The following is a 13,636-nucleotide window of genomic DNA, read 5'->3' as shown; positions in this document are numbered from 1 at the left end:
CAACGGCGATACTGCGGCGTCGGCCCAGCTTGCGCGGGTAAGGTTACCGGCGGGAGGACGATTTGCAATCCGGCAGGGGCGGGATATCATTGCCGCGCAGGAAATTGTCGTTCGTTTCTAGGTATTTACGAATTCATTTGGATGGCCTGCGACGCAGATTTTGCGGCGGGATGTCCTCCGACCGGGTATAGCCATGAGTGCTGAAGCCCCAACACCAAGACCCGGTATGCCACGGCGCCTGCGTATGCCGGTGGTCAAAAGCAACCGCTCCCAGATCGTGCTGTTTTCGATTCTCACCCTCGTCCTCACCGCCGCAACGGTGTGGGCCGGCCGGACCTGGGTGCGAAATGCCGAAACGCTGGTCTTCGCCGTCGGCCAAGCCAACGGCCCCGAGGCGCGCTTTGCGGCCCGGCTTGCCACCGTCCTGAAGAACAATTCGTCGCGGCTGCGCCTCAAGATCGTGCCCAACAGCGACAGCGCCAAGGCGATCGCCCAGTTTGACCGTAAGGAAGCCAACCTTGCGATTCTGCGTACCGACGCAAAAATCCCGCCCCGGGCGCGCGCGGTCGCGATCCTCGAACATGACGTGCTGCTGCTGGTCAGCCCCGCCGGCAAGAAAATCAAGACCCTCGCTGAACTTAAGAAAAAGAAGATTGCCGTCGTCGCCGAGAACGAAAGCAGTGTCACGCTGATCCGCACCATTCTCGACCTGTCGGAGGGGCCCGCGGCGGCACGGGTCCAGATGGCGCCGCCGGGTACGACGCTAGACAAGCTGCTCACAACATCGGGCTTTGGCGCAGTGATCGCGGTCGTCCATGCCTCGCGGACCGTAAAGGACAAGAACTTCGAGCAAATTGCGCGGCGCGGCACCTTCGCCCTCAACGCCATCGATGCGGCAAAGGCCCTGACGCGAAAATATCCGGTCCTTTCGGAAGAAACGATCGAATCCGGTACGCTTTCGGCCTCACCCACCATCCCTGAAGAGGATGTGGAGACGGTCGGCCTGCAGTGGTTGCTGGTTGCGCAATCTGGTCTGTCGACGCCGACCGTGAGCGATCTCGCGCGCATCATCTATGAAAACAAGTCGGAACTGGCGCTCGACGGCGGCTTCGCCTCGAAGATCGAGCCGGCCGCGACCGACAAGGATGCTTTCATCGTCGCACATCCAGGGGCAACCGAATACATCAACGATGAATCCAAATCATTTATCGAGCGCTACAGCGACCTGATGTACGTCGCCCTCGCCGCACTCGGCATCATCGGATCGCTGTTCGCCGCGCTGTACGCCAAGGTGACCCGGATCGCGCCGGAGAGGGCCAGTGAACTGGCAACCGCCGTTCTCGATGTCGGCGAGCGGATAGCGGATGCACGATCGTTCGACGCGCTCGACGAGCTGCAGGACGAACTCGAAGCCATCCTTCGGCGTGTGGTGATGGGGATGCGCGACGGCACCATCTCCGGCGACGGGATGGACACATTCAAGCTCGGCTATGAATTCGTGCGCGACGAAATCGGCATGCGCCGCGATCATCTGAAGCGGCACCCGCCGCCCCACGACGACAAGGTGGTAGCCGTGAAGACCGTGCAAAGCGCGTAACTACCCCGCGTCGGACACCGAGGTTCAGGTCACCTCGCCCCGCTTGCGGGGAGAGGTCGGATCGCTCTTGCGATCCGGGTGAGGGGGTACCGGTCTATCAATTGACACCGGCGTTAGCGGATAGAGCCCCTCACCCCAACCCTCTCCCCGCGAAGTGCGGGGCGAGGGAGAACACCCGCACAGAGCGCGTAATCGCATCCCGCTCACCCCGCCGCGGCGCTCGAGCCGCCGGCCGGCACCCGCGCCCTGATTTCCTCGATCTTGCGCTTGAGCGCGGCCTGCCGCGGATCGGGCAGCGCCGCCGCGCGCGCTTCCGCTACCGCTCCGGCGAGATCCGATAGCGCCAGCACGCCGTCGAAGGTCGGCTTGGCCAGGCCATCGATGATCGCGTTCCAGTCCGCCATGCCCTGACGGTAGACGTCGCCATAGCCCTCGATCATGGTCGCGGTCTGCACGATTTCAGAAGCCGCGGCTGACTGTTTGTCCAGGCCGCGGCTGATCATGTGCAGCCAGCGTTCGACCCACAGCCGTTCCTTGGCGTAACGCACCGAATAGCGCCGCCACCGCTTCAGCCCAGCTTCAATCTTGAGGCGGCGAACGCCGAGACGGCTTGCCGCGCTGAAACGCATGGAAATCCGCTTGTGCGCCCACCCCGCCCAGTCAAGCGCATCGATCAGAAATTCCGCGATAATGGCGGGGAGCGCGCTGACCAGTTCGTCGACGCGGAATTTCCTGATATCGACGACCGGATTGTAGTTCCTGCCGGACCCCTCGTTGAACTCGGCAAGCTTGAGCTGCGCGATCCGGATCGGATCCTCGTAGCTCATGCGCACCGCCATCAGCCGCGCGATCTCGACCAGCATCGCATCATCGACCCCATTGCGGCCGACGAACCGCCGCAGCCGGTCGACGTAAAGCTGCGCATAGCTCGTGCTCTGATAATCGATCAGCAGATGGATGGCATCGCTCGCGACATCGGTCACCGCTTCCGGCAAGCCCTCAGGCAGGAATGGCGGGGTGTCGTCCTCCTCACCGATGAAATCGGCGAACAGATAACGCAACGACGACATGAAACCGCGGTCTGACACTCCCGTAGCTCCCGGCCTCTATGCGGGTTTCGGCCCGGCGGCAGACGCCGCCGTTTGCTGGGCCAGCTGGTGCTGCAGCGTCTCGAGGTTCTGAAACAACCGGGCGCTGGCGAGGCGAAGGAAGTAAAAGCCGAACGCCGGGTTTTGAACGTAGAGTTCCTCGACCTTGCTGTAGCTGACGCTCAGTACGAGGCCGGCCTCGATGCATTCCAGCGACTGGGTGCGCATGTTCGACGGCGACAGCATGCCAAGTTCGCCGACGATGGCGCCGACCGGCAAGACGATGCCGGACTCGACCAGCTTGAACTTGCCGCTGACGATGTAGAGCATGTCTTCGGCCTTCTCGTCCTTGTAGAACAGCATTTCCCCGGCCGCGCAATCGCGCTCGGTCATGAACGGCTTCAGCCAATCCATCGACAGGTCGCTGTTGACCGATTTTTTCACGTCGCGCACGAGCTGCAGCATCTGGTGCAGCCGCCAGGAATTGACCAGCAGCATCGCCACCTGCACCACCATGACCAGATAATTACGGGACGGAATGGCGGTCAGAAACAGGGCGATGTTGGCGAGAATGCCGAACACCCGCAAAGGAATCATCGTCCGCATCGTGGTGGTGGCGATCACGAAGATCGACGCGAAGAGGGCGCCGGCCGTGCCGGCGTGTTGTGCCAGATGAGACGGATCCATTGGAAGCCAACCAATTTTTCAGGGAGTGAATTTTTTCGCGATTTTTTTGCAGTGCCGCTATCGTAAAGGCCAAAGGCTATTTTCGATATGCGGGGAAAAAACGACGATTTGTCGGGATTCGAGAAAATTCATCCCCCGACGGGCTTGCCGCGCAGCCTCGCCGGTGGGCATTTCGACGCGAGAACGCCGTTTGCCGCCCGTCGTTGACGACCTTCCCTGCGGCGGGCACTTTCGGCAGCACCACGCGGCTGTCGAAGCTCTTGGTGCTTGACCTCGTCGATTTTCGCCTGCTGATGGCACGGCAAACGGCGCGCGCAAGTGAAAAAATAAGAGCAAGTAAATAACAAGAATGGAGAACGATATGCCCAATTCAGCCGCGGCGGCGAGTTCGCCGGTACTCGACATCAGCGGCGCGCGCGCCACCATCCGCCTCAACCGGCCGAAACATTTGAACCGGCTGCAGAGCGAGGACCTCGGCGAACTCATAAAGCTGTTCGACCGGATCGAGGCCGATCCCGACATCCGGGTGCTGGTGCTGACCGGCACCGGCCGCGCCTTCTCGGCCGGCTACGATCTCAATTCGGTCGCCGACCGCGCCGTCAGCGCCAAAGAGGAGCAGAGCGCCGGCTCGGCGTTCGAGGTGGTGGTCAACCGCCTGGAGGATCTCGGGGTGCCGACGATCTGCCGGCTCAATGGCGGCGTCTATGGCGGCTCGACCGACCTGGCGCTGGCCTGCGATTTCCGCATCGGCGTCGATACGGCTGAAATGTTCATGCCGGCGGCGCGGCTCGGCCTGCATTATTACAAGAGCGGCATCGAGCGTTACGTGACGCGGCTCGGCGTCGACAATGCCAAGAAACTGTTTCTGACGGCGGAGAAGATCTCGGCGCCCGAGATGCTGCGGATCGGCTATCTCACCGCGATGGTGCCGATGGAGATGCTCGACGAGGAAGTAGGCAAGCTTGCGAACATCCTCGCCGGTAACGCACCTGTCGCGATGCGCGGCATGAAACGCGCCATTAACGAATTCGCCCGTGGCAAGCTCGACGAGGCCGCCGCAAACCAGCGCCACCGCGAGAGCATGCGCGGCGACGAGATCAAGGAAGGCATCAAGGCCTTCGCGGAAAAAAGGGCGCCGAGGTTCTGATTCTTCCTTCTCCCCTTGTGGGAGAAGGTGGCGCGGACGAAGTCCGCGACGGATGAGGGGTCTCTATCCGCGGAGACAACCCCTCATCCGCCTTCGCTGCGCGAAGGCACCTTCTCCCACAAGGGGAGAAGGGAAGAAAAGGTGTCGTCCCCTCCATCCCACGAAACATTCCTGAAACACGATTCTCCGGAACCGGCGTGAACGAATATTCACGTCGCGCCGACGAAGATGCAGGGACGAAACAACGGCCCCCGCGCCATTCAATTGGAGAATACAATGCTTCGCAAGGTTACCCTCGGACTGATCGCCGCCACCGCCCTCACCCTCGCCGCTGCTGCGCCCGCCGCCGCCGGCCCCTTCCATCATCACCACCACCACGGCTATTGGGGCCATGGTATCGGCATCGGCTTCGGTGGCGTCTACCTCAACACCGGCTATGGCTACAACGACTGCCTCCGGCAGCAGTGGGTCGAAACCCGTCGCGGTCTGCGCCTGCGCACCGTCAATGTCTGCGCCTACTGACCTCGTCTGAATTAAGATAGCGAAAAGCCCGGGCTGCCATTGGCGATCGGGGCTTTTCCTGTGCGCTCTGATGTTCGAGCGCACTATTAGTCGTCGAAGAAGGTCACGGTATCGGCCACGCTTGCGCGCGAGGTCCGGTAGCTGTTGACCTTGTGCGCATTGTCGGCAAAGCCGAACGAAATGCCGCAGACCACGCGGCGATCATCGGCGAGTTTGAAGTGTCGGCGGATCAGCCCGGAATGCCGCGCCAGTGCGGCCTGCGGGATGGTGCCGAGACCGAGCGCCTGCGCCGCCAGCATGAAATTGCTGACATAGGCACCGCAATCGACCGCGCCGTAAGTGCCGAGCGGCTCGTCGGTGTGAATGACAGCGACATGCGGGGCGCCGAAGAAATTGTAATTCTCCAGCGCCTGTTTGGCATAAGCCATCTTGTCGCCTCTGGCGATGCCGAGCGTGTTGTAGAGCTGGAACCCGCTCTCGCGCCGGCGCTCGAGATAGACGCCGAGATATTCGCGCGGCGGCGTGAAATCATGGTCGTCCTTACCGCCCGAGGAAGCCTCGGCATAGATCGCCTTGCGAAACCGCTCCTTGGCCTCGCCGCTCGCGATCAAGACCTGCCATGGCTGGCTGTTGCACCATGACGCGGTGCGCTGCGACACGGTGAGAATATGCTCGATGGTCTCGCGCGGCACCTCGCGCGGCAGGAAGGCGCGCACCGAATAGCGTTCGCCGAGCAACTCCTCGAGCACGCCGATGCGATCTTCGCTGGCGTAGCGCGCCTTCGGCGTTTTTGCATCCATGGTCATCGCCCTTTGGTCGGGATCTTGTTGAACGGCACGTCCTTGTCGACCCTGATGTCGCCGGGCAGGCCGAGCACGCGCTCGGCGATGATGTTGCGCAGGATTTCGTCGGTACCTCCGGCAATACGCATCGACGGCGAAGAGAGCAGCATCTGCTGGAACTGGCCGCTAGCGATTTCTTCATCCGCGCCGGTCAACGCACCGGCCGCACCTTCCAGGTCCATCGCGTAAGTCGCGATGTCCTGCAGCATCGTGCCCGACACCAATTTGCCGATGGAGTTCTCAGGTCCCGGACGCTCGCCCTTCGACAGCGACGAGATCGCGCGGTAGCTGGTGTATTTCAGCCCGCTGGCCTTCACCGCCCAGCTCGCAAGCTTCGAACGGACCGCGGGATCGTCGATCGCAAGACCGTCATCGGTCATCAGGTTGGAGCAGAACTCGAACATTTCAGGGAAACCGGTGGCGAGCCGCGAGCCGATCGACATGCGCTCGTTCATCAGCGTGGTCAGCGAGACGTTCCAGCCGTCGCCGACCGCACCGAGGCGCTGATGATCCGGGATCACCACATCAGTGAAATAGACCTCGTTGAATTCCTGCATGCCGTTGGCCTGCTTGATGGGGCGCACCTCGACGCCCTTGCTCTTCATGTCGAGGAAGAACATCGTCAGGCCCTTGTGCTTGGGCACGTTGGGATCGGTGCGGGTGATCAACAGGCCGTAATCCGAATAGTGCGCGCCCGAGGTCCAGATTTTCTGGCCGTTGATGATCCAGTCGTCGCCGTTCTTCTCGGCACGGGTACGCAGGCCCGCGACGTCGGAACCACCGGCCGGCTCCGAAAACAGCTGGCACCAGATGTGTTCGCCGGAGGCAAGCTTCGGCAGATAATGCCGCTTGTGCTCCTCGCTGCCGAACGCCATCACGGTCGGGCCGCACATGCCCTCGCCGATCTGGAACGGCTGCGTCAGCTTGCCGTAGACGCCTTCTTCCTGCTGCCAGATCACCTTCTCGATCGGGGTCGCGCCGCGGCCGCCATATTCCTTCGGCCAGTGCAGACAGGCCCAGCCGCCTTCGGCCTTCTTCTTCTGCCAGGCCTTGCCGACATCGACGATCTCTTCCTTCTCCAGCCGAATGCGGCCGAGCGAGGATTTGGAAAGCTCCGCCTCGTATTTCTTCGGCGCGTTGGCTTCCATCCATTTACGGGCGGTGGCGCGGAATTCGGCTTCCTGCGGGGTATCGTCGAAGTTCATTGGCGGACCTCTCACGTTTTAATTCTTGCGTTGTTCTCAAACCTCATGGTGAGGAGGCGCGAAGCGCCGTCTCGAACCATGTGGCCACCAGCCGGGCCTTCATCCTTCGAGACGCGGCGAAGACGCCGCTCCTCAGGATGAGGGTATCAACTCTACGCGCGTCCCTTGGTCGGAATCTTGTTGAACGGCACGTCCTTGTCGACCCTGATGTCACCGGGCAGGCCAAGTACGCGTTCGGCAATAATGTTGCGCATGATCTCGTCGGTGCCGCCCTCGACGCGGGTGCCCGGCGCACGCAGCAGCATGGCCTGGAATTTTCCGGCAATCTCCGCGTCCTCCGGCCCGCTCAGCGCGCCGGCGGCGCCCTGCAAATCGAGCGCATACATCGCGACTTCCTGCACCATCGAGCCAGCGACCAGCTTGCCGATGGAATTTTCGGGACCCGGGCGATCGCCCTTCGACAGCGCCGAGATCGCGCGCATGCTGGTGTATTTCAGCCCGCTCGCCTTCACGGCATAGTTCGCCAGCCGGGAACGCACGTTGCGGTCCTCGATCGCGGGACCGTCGTCCAGCAACAGGCTGTTGCAGAAATCGAACAGCTCCGGGAAGCCGGTGGAAACGCCGGCGCCGATCGACATGCGCTCGTTCATCAGCGTCGTCAGCGAGACGTTCCAGCCATCATTGACGGCGCCCAGCCGCTGCGAATCCGGGATTTTCACATCGGTAAAATAGACCTCGTTGAAGTCGGACTGGCCGCTGGCCTGCTTGATGGGTCGCACCTCGACGCCCGGGCTCTTCATGTCCAGGAAGAACATGGTGAGGCCCTTGTGTTTTGCCACATTGGGATCGGTGCGCGTCAGCAGGATGCCGTAGTCCGAATAATGCGCGCCTGATGTCCAGATCTTCTGGCCGTTGATGATCCAGTCGTCGCCCGTTTTCTCGGCGCGGGTGCGAAGCCCGGCGACGTCGGAGCCGCCAGCGGGTTCGGAGAACAGCTGGCACCAGACCTTTTCGCCCGAGGCCAGCGGCGGCAGATACTTGCGCTTCTCCTCCTCGCCCGCGAACGCCATCATGGTCGGCCCGCACATGCCGTGGCCGATGATGAACATGCCGCTGAGCTTGCCGAACGGACCCTCCTCCTGCTGCCAGATCACGCGCTCGATCGGCGACGAGCCGCGCCCACCATATTCCTTTGGCCAATGCAGGCAGGCCCAGCCGGCATCGGCTTTCTTCTTCTGCCAGGCCTTTGCGACCTCGAGGATGTTGGCGCCCTTGAGCACGGTGCGGCCGAGCGAGGATTTGCGCAGTTCTTCCTCGTACTGCTTCGGCGCATTGGCTCCGATCCAGGCTTTCGCCTCGGCGCGGAACGCGGCCTCCTGCGGGGTGTCATCGAAGTTCATGTTTTTCTTCTCTCTCGGTGCGTTCCCCGGATGCTGCGCAGCGCGAAGCGGTGCGCTGCTGATCCGGGGTCCATCAGTGGGTCCCCCGATGCGCAATTGCGCATCTGAGCTCTGCGGAGCAGCGTTGCACGCTGCACCGCGTCCGGGACACGAAAACTCCTAAGCCGCGTTCTTCTTGCGCATGCGGTCGATCAACTGATCTTCCCAATAGGACAGACTGCCGAGCGTCACCGCGGTCGCGTTGGCGCGGCGGTAGTACATGTGGCAGTCGAACTCCCAGGTGAAACCCATGCCGCCATGGACCTGGATGTTGTTCTTGGAGCAATGCTGGAACGCCTGCGTCGCGCTGATGCGGGCGGCGGCGGCCGCTTCCGGCAATTCCGAGGCGTTGGTCGAGAGCGCCCAGGCGCCGTAATAGCAATTCGACCGCGCCAGCGTTGCCGAGACATACATGTCGGCGAGGATGTGCTTCACCGCCTGGAACGAGCCGATCGGCCGGCCGAAGGCGATGCGGTCGAGCGCGTAATCACGCCCCATCTCCAGCGCGCGGTCGGAACCGCCGACCTGCTCGAACGCCATCAGGACCGCGGCGCGATCGAGCACTTGGGTGAGAATGCCCCAACCCTCACCGGCGGCGCCGAGCGGCTCGGCCTTGCAATTCCTAAAGGTGAGTTCGGCCTGGCCGTGGGTCGGATCGATGTTGGTCAGCGACCTGACCTCGACGCCGCCGGCCTTGAGGTCGACCAGGAACAGCGAGATATCGGCATCGCGGCCGGTCGATCCGGTGCGCGCGGCGACGACGGCGAAATCCGCGATGGCGCCATCCGGCACCGGCTTCTTGACGCCGCTCAGCGTACCGCCGGAGGCCGACAACTTGATCGCCTGCGGCGACGGGTTGCCCTTGCCCTCGAACAGCGCCAGCGTGCCGATCGCGTCACCGGCGGCGATCTTCGGCAGCCATTTCTGCTTCTGCGCGTCGCTGCCCGCGAGCAGCAGCGCTTCGGCGGCGAGATACACCGTCGAGGAGAACGGCACCGGCGCCAGCGCGCGGCCCATTTCCTCGGCGATCACGCAGAGTTCGAGATGCCCGGCACCGGCGCCGCCAAACTCTTCGGGGATCGCGACGCCGAGAAAGCCCATCTCGGCGAGGCCCTTCCACAAGGCCTTGTCGTAGGTCGCCTTGCCGTCCAGCACCTCACGTACCGCTTTCGGCGGGCACTTCTCGGCGAGGAATTTCCTCGCCGCGTCGCGCATCTGCTTTTGTTCGTCGGAGAAATCGAAATTCATGGCGTGTCACCTTTTCTTACGGTCATCTTATTTGCCGTCATTCCGGGGCGCGCGAAGCGCGAGCCCGGAATCCATCGCGCCAAGGAACGTGCGGCCCAATGGATTCCGGGCCTGCGCCTAACGGCGCATCCCGGAATGACGAGTGGAGAGAGTTTGGCTTTCATTTCAGTACAATCACGTCGTCTCCCGGCTTGTCGGCGTAAAGCCTCTCCACCAGCGCGGCGCGGCGCTCTAAGCCGGCGCGCTGGTTGATGTAGCCTTTGTCGGTGAGTTCGTTGCCGTCGATGGAAGGCGGCTCCGCCATCAGCATGGCGCGGGCGATTCGCATGCTGCTGCCGGTGCAGGAGGCGTTGTGCGCCTGCAGCCCGCGCTTGACGCAGGCGATCACCTCGGGATGCCCGACCACGTCTTCAAACGTCGCGTCGGGATTGCCGACGAGTTGACGGCAGGCGTGCAGATTGGGCCAGGCCAGCAGTCCGATGAATTCGCGGTCCTGTCCCGCGACCAGCGCGTCATGCACCGCGGGTGTGGCGGCGGCGATCGCATCGGTTCGCAGCGAGCCGACGTGCACAAAAGTGCCGGTGGTGAGTTTGAAATCCTCGACCACGCGGCCGGCGAAGATGATGCCTTGCAACGGATCGTTGTCGTCAACGAAGATGCCGGCGTCACCAATGCAATAAAAACCTTCCTCGTCGAACATCTTCTTCGTGAGATCAGGCTGGCCGAAATAGCCGGGCGTGACGTTGATGCCGCGCAGCCGCAACTCATACTTCGAGCCGCACGGCACCATTTTCAGCTCGACGCCGGGAAACGGCAGTCCGATCAGGCCGACGCGCTCGGTGTCCCAATAAGTGCCGGTGGAGGTCGGCGCGGTCTCGGTCGAGCCCCAGCCGGTATAGAACACGATGCGCTCGCCGGTGGTTTTCACCGCCAGCGCCTGCATGCGGTCATAGAGATCGTCGGGCAGCCGCGCACCGCCATAGGCCATGACGGTCAGATTCCTGAAGAAGCTGCGGCACAGGCCTTCGTCCTTTTCCATCGCCGCCGCCAGCGCCGCATAGCCGGCAGGCACGTTGGCGTAGTAGGTCGGCGACACCTCATGCAGATTGCGAAGGGTCTCCTCGAACAGGCCCGGCATCGGCCGTCCGTCGTCGATATAGAGCGTGCCGCCATCGACCAGGATCGGATGGAACGCCGCGTTGCCGCCCATGGTGTGATTCCACGGCATCCAGTCCAGCATGGTCGCGATCGGCCCGTTTGGATCGCGCGGCCGCACCTGCATCATCATCGCCGCATTGGCGCACATCATCTCCTGGGTGTTGATGACGGCCTTGGGCATGCCGGTCGAGCCCGACGTGAACAGCAGTTTTCCAATCGTATCCGGCGTGATTTGCGCGATCGACTCGTCCACGGCCTTCGTCACCGGCGTCGCCGCGAGATCGGCATAAGACACGCTGTTGATGCCTTCGCAGGGCCGCAGCACATGCACGACGGTGACGCCGTCAAGGTCGAGCGCCTTCAATGCCTTCTCGAAAGTCGGCCCGTCCTGCACCATCACGACCGCAGGCTTGATCAGGTCGAAGAGGTATTTGAGCTTGAGATGATCCTGGCTCATCAGCGAATAGGCCGGCGACACCGGCGCCGCCGGCAGGCGCGCCTGCATCGCGGCCTGCGTCATCAGCGCATGCTCGATCGAATTACCGGAGAGGATGGTAACGGGGCGGCCATCTGCAACGCCGAGGTTGAGCAGGCCTTGCGTCAGCCCGTCGACGGTGCGCTTGGCTTCGCCGTAGGAAACTTTCCGCCATTGCCGGTCCGCGCCGCCGCGTTGCGCGAGCCAGATGCGTTCGGGCGCTTGCTTCGCCCATTTCGCCAGCGAGGCCGGAATGTGCTTCTCGTAAGACTGCAGCGGAATGCGCGACTTCAGCACGATGACGCCGTCCGGCCGCCGCGCGACATCGATGTCGCGCTTCAGCCATTCGATCTTGCGAAAGCCGGGTTTTGTGAGCACCGCGGCGGCATTCCCACTCATTATTGCGTCTCCCGGAATTCGGTCCTTTGCGGATCCTTTTCTACCGTTTGATATAGACAGGCTTTCGCTTTTCAAGGAAGGCCCTGATGCCTTCGCTGAATTCTTCCGAGCGACTGCACAGCACCTGATTGCGGTCTTCCATCGCGATCACGGCTTCGATCGAGCCGGCATCGACGCTCATATTGAGGCATTCCTTGGAGAGCCGGAGGCCCACCGGCGAGGCCGTCATCATTGCCTCGACATAAGGTTCCGCCGCCGCATCGAGCGCGCCTTCCTCAACCACTTCAGACACGAGCCCAACCGCGAGCGCGCGGTCGGCGCCGATGAAGCGTCCGGTGAGGATCAGTTCCGACGCCACGGAGACGCCGACCAGCCGCGGCAGGAAATAGCTGGTGCCGATATCGCAGCCGCCGAGCCCGAGCTTGATGAAGGCGCAGTTCATCCGCGCCGATCTGGTGGCGATGCGAATATCCGCCGCCAGCGCCAGCGCAAATCCACCGCCGGCCGCGGCGCCCTGCACCAGCGCAATGATCGGCTGCGGGCAACGCCGCATCAGCATCACGATGTCGGCAATCCGGCGCTGCGAATCCAGCGACTCGGTAACGCCGGGCGGCTCCTGCTGCCCGGCGCGGCGTTTCATCGCGTGTTTGAGATCGAGCCCGGCGCAGAACGATGCGCCCGCGCCCTTCAGCACCACCACGCGCGTGGTGCGGTTGCGCTGCAGGCCTTCGAAATAGGCGTTCAACGCATCGATCATGTCGGGGTTGAGCGCGTTGAGGTTTTCGGGGCGATTGAGCGTCACCCGGTCGACCCCGTCGTCATGTTCGATCAGCAGCGGTTGAGTCACGAAGCGCTCCTCCGTCGTCGTCCCGGCGAAGGCCGGGACCCATACGCCGTGCCGCTGCGTGGCGGCACGGCGTAGAGACCTTCAAAACAAGAACCGCCGCGGAGTATGGGTCCCGGCCTTCGCCGGGACGACTCGCGGAAAGTACAAGGCCTACCGCGGCGCCATGCGGATGGCGCCGTCGAGGCGGATGGTCTCGCCGTTGAGCATCGGGTTCTCGACGATGTGGACCGCGAGGTTGCCGTACTCGGAAGCATCGCCGAGGCGTGCCGGATGCGGCACCTGCGCGCCGAGGCTCTTTCGCGCTTCCTCGTTCAATCCCATCAGCAGCGGCGTCAGGAACAGGCCCGGCGCGATCGTGTTGACGCGGATCTTGAGGCTGGCGAGGTCGCGCGCGGCCGGCAGGGTGAGGCCGACGACGCCGCCCTTCGACGCCGAATAGGCGATCTGGCCGATCTGGCCTTCATAGGCCGCGACGCTGGCGGTGTTGATGGCGACGCCGCGCTCTTCACCGATCGGGGGCGCGGTGGCGAGCCGTTCGGCGAACAGGCGCAGCACGTTGAAGGTGCCGATCAGATTGACGTTGATGATGCGGACGAATTTTGCCAGCGGATAGACGCCGTCCTTGCCGACGGTGCGCTGCGAGCCGCCGATGCCGGCGCAGTTCATCAGCACGCGCGCGATGCCGTGCGCGGCTTCGGCTTTGGCGATCGCGGCCTTGATCGCTTCCTCGTCGGTGACGTCGGCATGCAGGGCGACGCCCTTGACTTCGGCGGCGACGGCTTCGGCGTTTTCCTTGTTCTGGTCGATCACGCCGATTTTCGCGCCCTTGGCGGCCATGGCGCGGGCGGTAGCGGCACCGAGACCGGAGCCACCGCCGGTGATGAGAACGGCAACATCATTCAACTGCATTTTACAAACCTTTCCTTGGGCGTTTCTTCTCTGGACTTTACGAATGGCAAACAGGGAGCGGCGAACGGAAGAG

General features: G+C 63.1%; 12 protein-coding genes. 3 read left to right on the top strand and 9 right to left on the bottom strand.

From position 1 onward, the window contains the following. The first annotated feature begins 193 nt into the window (after nt 1-193). Nucleotides 194-1,597, top strand: coding sequence for a TAXI family TRAP transporter solute-binding subunit (locus tag JQ641_RS29460; protein WP_211999368.1), 1,404 nt, complete (start codon nt 194-196; stop codon nt 1,595-1,597). Nucleotides 1,598-1,800: 203 nt separating this feature from the next. Here the strand turns inward: JQ641_RS29460 and JQ641_RS29455 are convergent, their stop codons facing one another. Together JQ641_RS29455 and JQ641_RS29450 are read right to left on the bottom strand one after the other, a co-directional pair. Then, nucleotides 1,801-2,667, bottom strand: a complete 867-nt coding sequence (locus tag JQ641_RS29455) for a DUF6537 domain-containing protein (protein ID WP_211999418.1) — start codon at nt 2,665-2,667, stop codon at nt 1,801-1,803. A 36-nt stretch (nt 2,668-2,703) separates the two neighbouring features. Further along, entirely contained in the window at nt 2,704-3,372 is a 669-nt protein-coding gene (locus JQ641_RS29450) for a Crp/Fnr family transcriptional regulator (RefSeq protein ID WP_211999367.1), read from the bottom strand. 361 nt (nt 3,373-3,733) lie between these two features. Between JQ641_RS29450 and JQ641_RS29445 the strand changes: the two genes are divergently transcribed. Continuing rightward, the gene (locus tag JQ641_RS29445) at nt 3,734-4,519 is read left to right on the top strand and encodes an enoyl-CoA hydratase/isomerase family protein (protein WP_211999366.1); all 786 of its coding nucleotides are present in this window, start codon (nt 3,734-3,736) and stop codon (nt 4,517-4,519) included. A 276-nt stretch (nt 4,520-4,795) separates the two neighbouring features. After that, nucleotides 4,796-5,041, top strand: coding sequence for a hypothetical protein (locus tag JQ641_RS29440; RefSeq protein WP_211999365.1), 246 nt, complete (start codon nt 4,796-4,798; stop codon nt 5,039-5,041). An 86-nt stretch (nt 5,042-5,127) separates the two neighbouring features. Here JQ641_RS29440 and JQ641_RS29435 read toward each other — a convergent pair whose 3' ends face one another. The 7 genes from JQ641_RS29435 to JQ641_RS29405 all read right to left on the bottom strand — a co-directional run bounded on the left by JQ641_RS29435 (nt 5,128) and on the right by JQ641_RS29405 (nt 13,563). Continuing rightward, entirely contained in the window at nt 5,128-5,841 is a 714-nt protein-coding gene (locus tag JQ641_RS29435) for a nitroreductase (protein ID WP_211999364.1), read from the bottom strand. A 2-nt stretch (nt 5,842-5,843) separates the two neighbouring features. Then, nucleotides 5,844-7,088 (bottom strand): acyl-CoA dehydrogenase, encoded by a 1,245-nt coding sequence (locus JQ641_RS29430; RefSeq protein WP_211999363.1) that lies wholly within the window; start codon nt 7,086-7,088, stop codon nt 5,844-5,846. Nucleotides 7,089-7,240: 152 nt separating this feature from the next. Beyond that, nucleotides 7,241-8,488: an acyl-CoA dehydrogenase gene (locus tag JQ641_RS29425; RefSeq protein ID WP_211999362.1), complete on the bottom strand. Its 1,248-nt coding sequence runs from the start codon at nt 8,486-8,488 to the stop codon at nt 7,241-7,243. Between the two features lie 159 nt (nt 8,489-8,647). Then, entirely contained in the window at nt 8,648-9,775 is a 1,128-nt protein-coding gene (locus JQ641_RS29420; protein WP_211999361.1) for an acyl-CoA dehydrogenase family protein, read from the bottom strand. A gap of 160 nt (nt 9,776-9,935) precedes the next feature. Continuing rightward, on the bottom strand, nt 9,936-11,807 hold the full coding sequence (locus JQ641_RS29415) for an AMP-binding protein (RefSeq protein ID WP_211999360.1): 1,872 nt from the start codon (nt 11,805-11,807) through the stop codon (nt 9,936-9,938). A gap of 40 nt (nt 11,808-11,847) precedes the next feature. After that, nucleotides 11,848-12,654: an enoyl-CoA hydratase/isomerase family protein gene (locus JQ641_RS29410; RefSeq protein ID WP_211999359.1), complete on the bottom strand. Its 807-nt coding sequence runs from the start codon at nt 12,652-12,654 to the stop codon at nt 11,848-11,850. Between the two features lie 150 nt (nt 12,655-12,804). After that, nucleotides 12,805-13,563 (bottom strand): SDR family NAD(P)-dependent oxidoreductase, encoded by a 759-nt coding sequence (locus JQ641_RS29405; protein ID WP_192737070.1) that lies wholly within the window; start codon nt 13,561-13,563, stop codon nt 12,805-12,807. Between the last annotated feature and the right edge of the window lie 73 nt (nt 13,564-13,636).

This window comes from Bradyrhizobium sp. JYMT SZCCT0180 (assembly GCF_018130165.1).
GTDB lineage: Bacteria > Pseudomonadota > Alphaproteobacteria > Rhizobiales > Xanthobacteraceae > Bradyrhizobium.
The sequence above is the reverse complement of the archived record's forward strand: the minus strand, read 5'-3'. Positions and strand labels throughout refer to the sequence as shown.

Bases quoted from the DNA above. Each gene is read 5' to 3' on its own strand.
- JQ641_RS29415 (WP_211999360.1), bottom strand. From the start codon at position 11,807: ATGAGTGGGAATGCCGCCGCGGTGCTCACAAAACCCGGCTTTCGCAAG.
- JQ641_RS29430 (WP_211999363.1), bottom strand. From the start codon at position 7,088: ATGAACTTCGACGATACCCCGCAGGAAGCCGAATTCCGCGCCACCGCC.
- JQ641_RS29455 (WP_211999418.1), bottom strand. From the start codon at position 2,667: ATGTCGTCGTTGCGTTATCTGTTCGCCGATTTCATCGGTGAGGAGGAC.
- JQ641_RS29420 (WP_211999361.1), bottom strand. From the start codon at position 9,775: ATGAATTTCGATTTCTCCGACGAACAAAAGCAGATGCGCGACGCGGCG.
- JQ641_RS29445 (WP_211999366.1), top strand. From the start codon at position 3,734: ATGCCCAATTCAGCCGCGGCGGCGAGTTCGCCGGTACTCGACATCAGC.
- JQ641_RS29425 (WP_211999362.1), bottom strand. From the start codon at position 8,488: ATGAACTTCGATGACACCCCGCAGGAGGCCGCGTTCCGCGCCGAGGCG.
- JQ641_RS29450 (WP_211999367.1), bottom strand. From the start codon at position 3,372: ATGGATCCGTCTCATCTGGCACAACACGCCGGCACGGCCGGCGCCCTC.
- JQ641_RS29435 (WP_211999364.1), bottom strand. From the start codon at position 5,841: ATGGATGCAAAAACGCCGAAGGCGCGCTACGCCAGCGAAGATCGCATC.
- JQ641_RS29440 (WP_211999365.1), top strand. From the start codon at position 4,796: ATGCTTCGCAAGGTTACCCTCGGACTGATCGCCGCCACCGCCCTCACC.
- JQ641_RS29460 (WP_211999368.1), top strand. From the start codon at position 194: ATGAGTGCTGAAGCCCCAACACCAAGACCCGGTATGCCACGGCGCCTG.
- JQ641_RS29405 (WP_192737070.1), bottom strand. From the start codon at position 13,563: ATGCAGTTGAATGATGTTGCCGTTCTCATCACCGGCGGTGGCTCCGGT.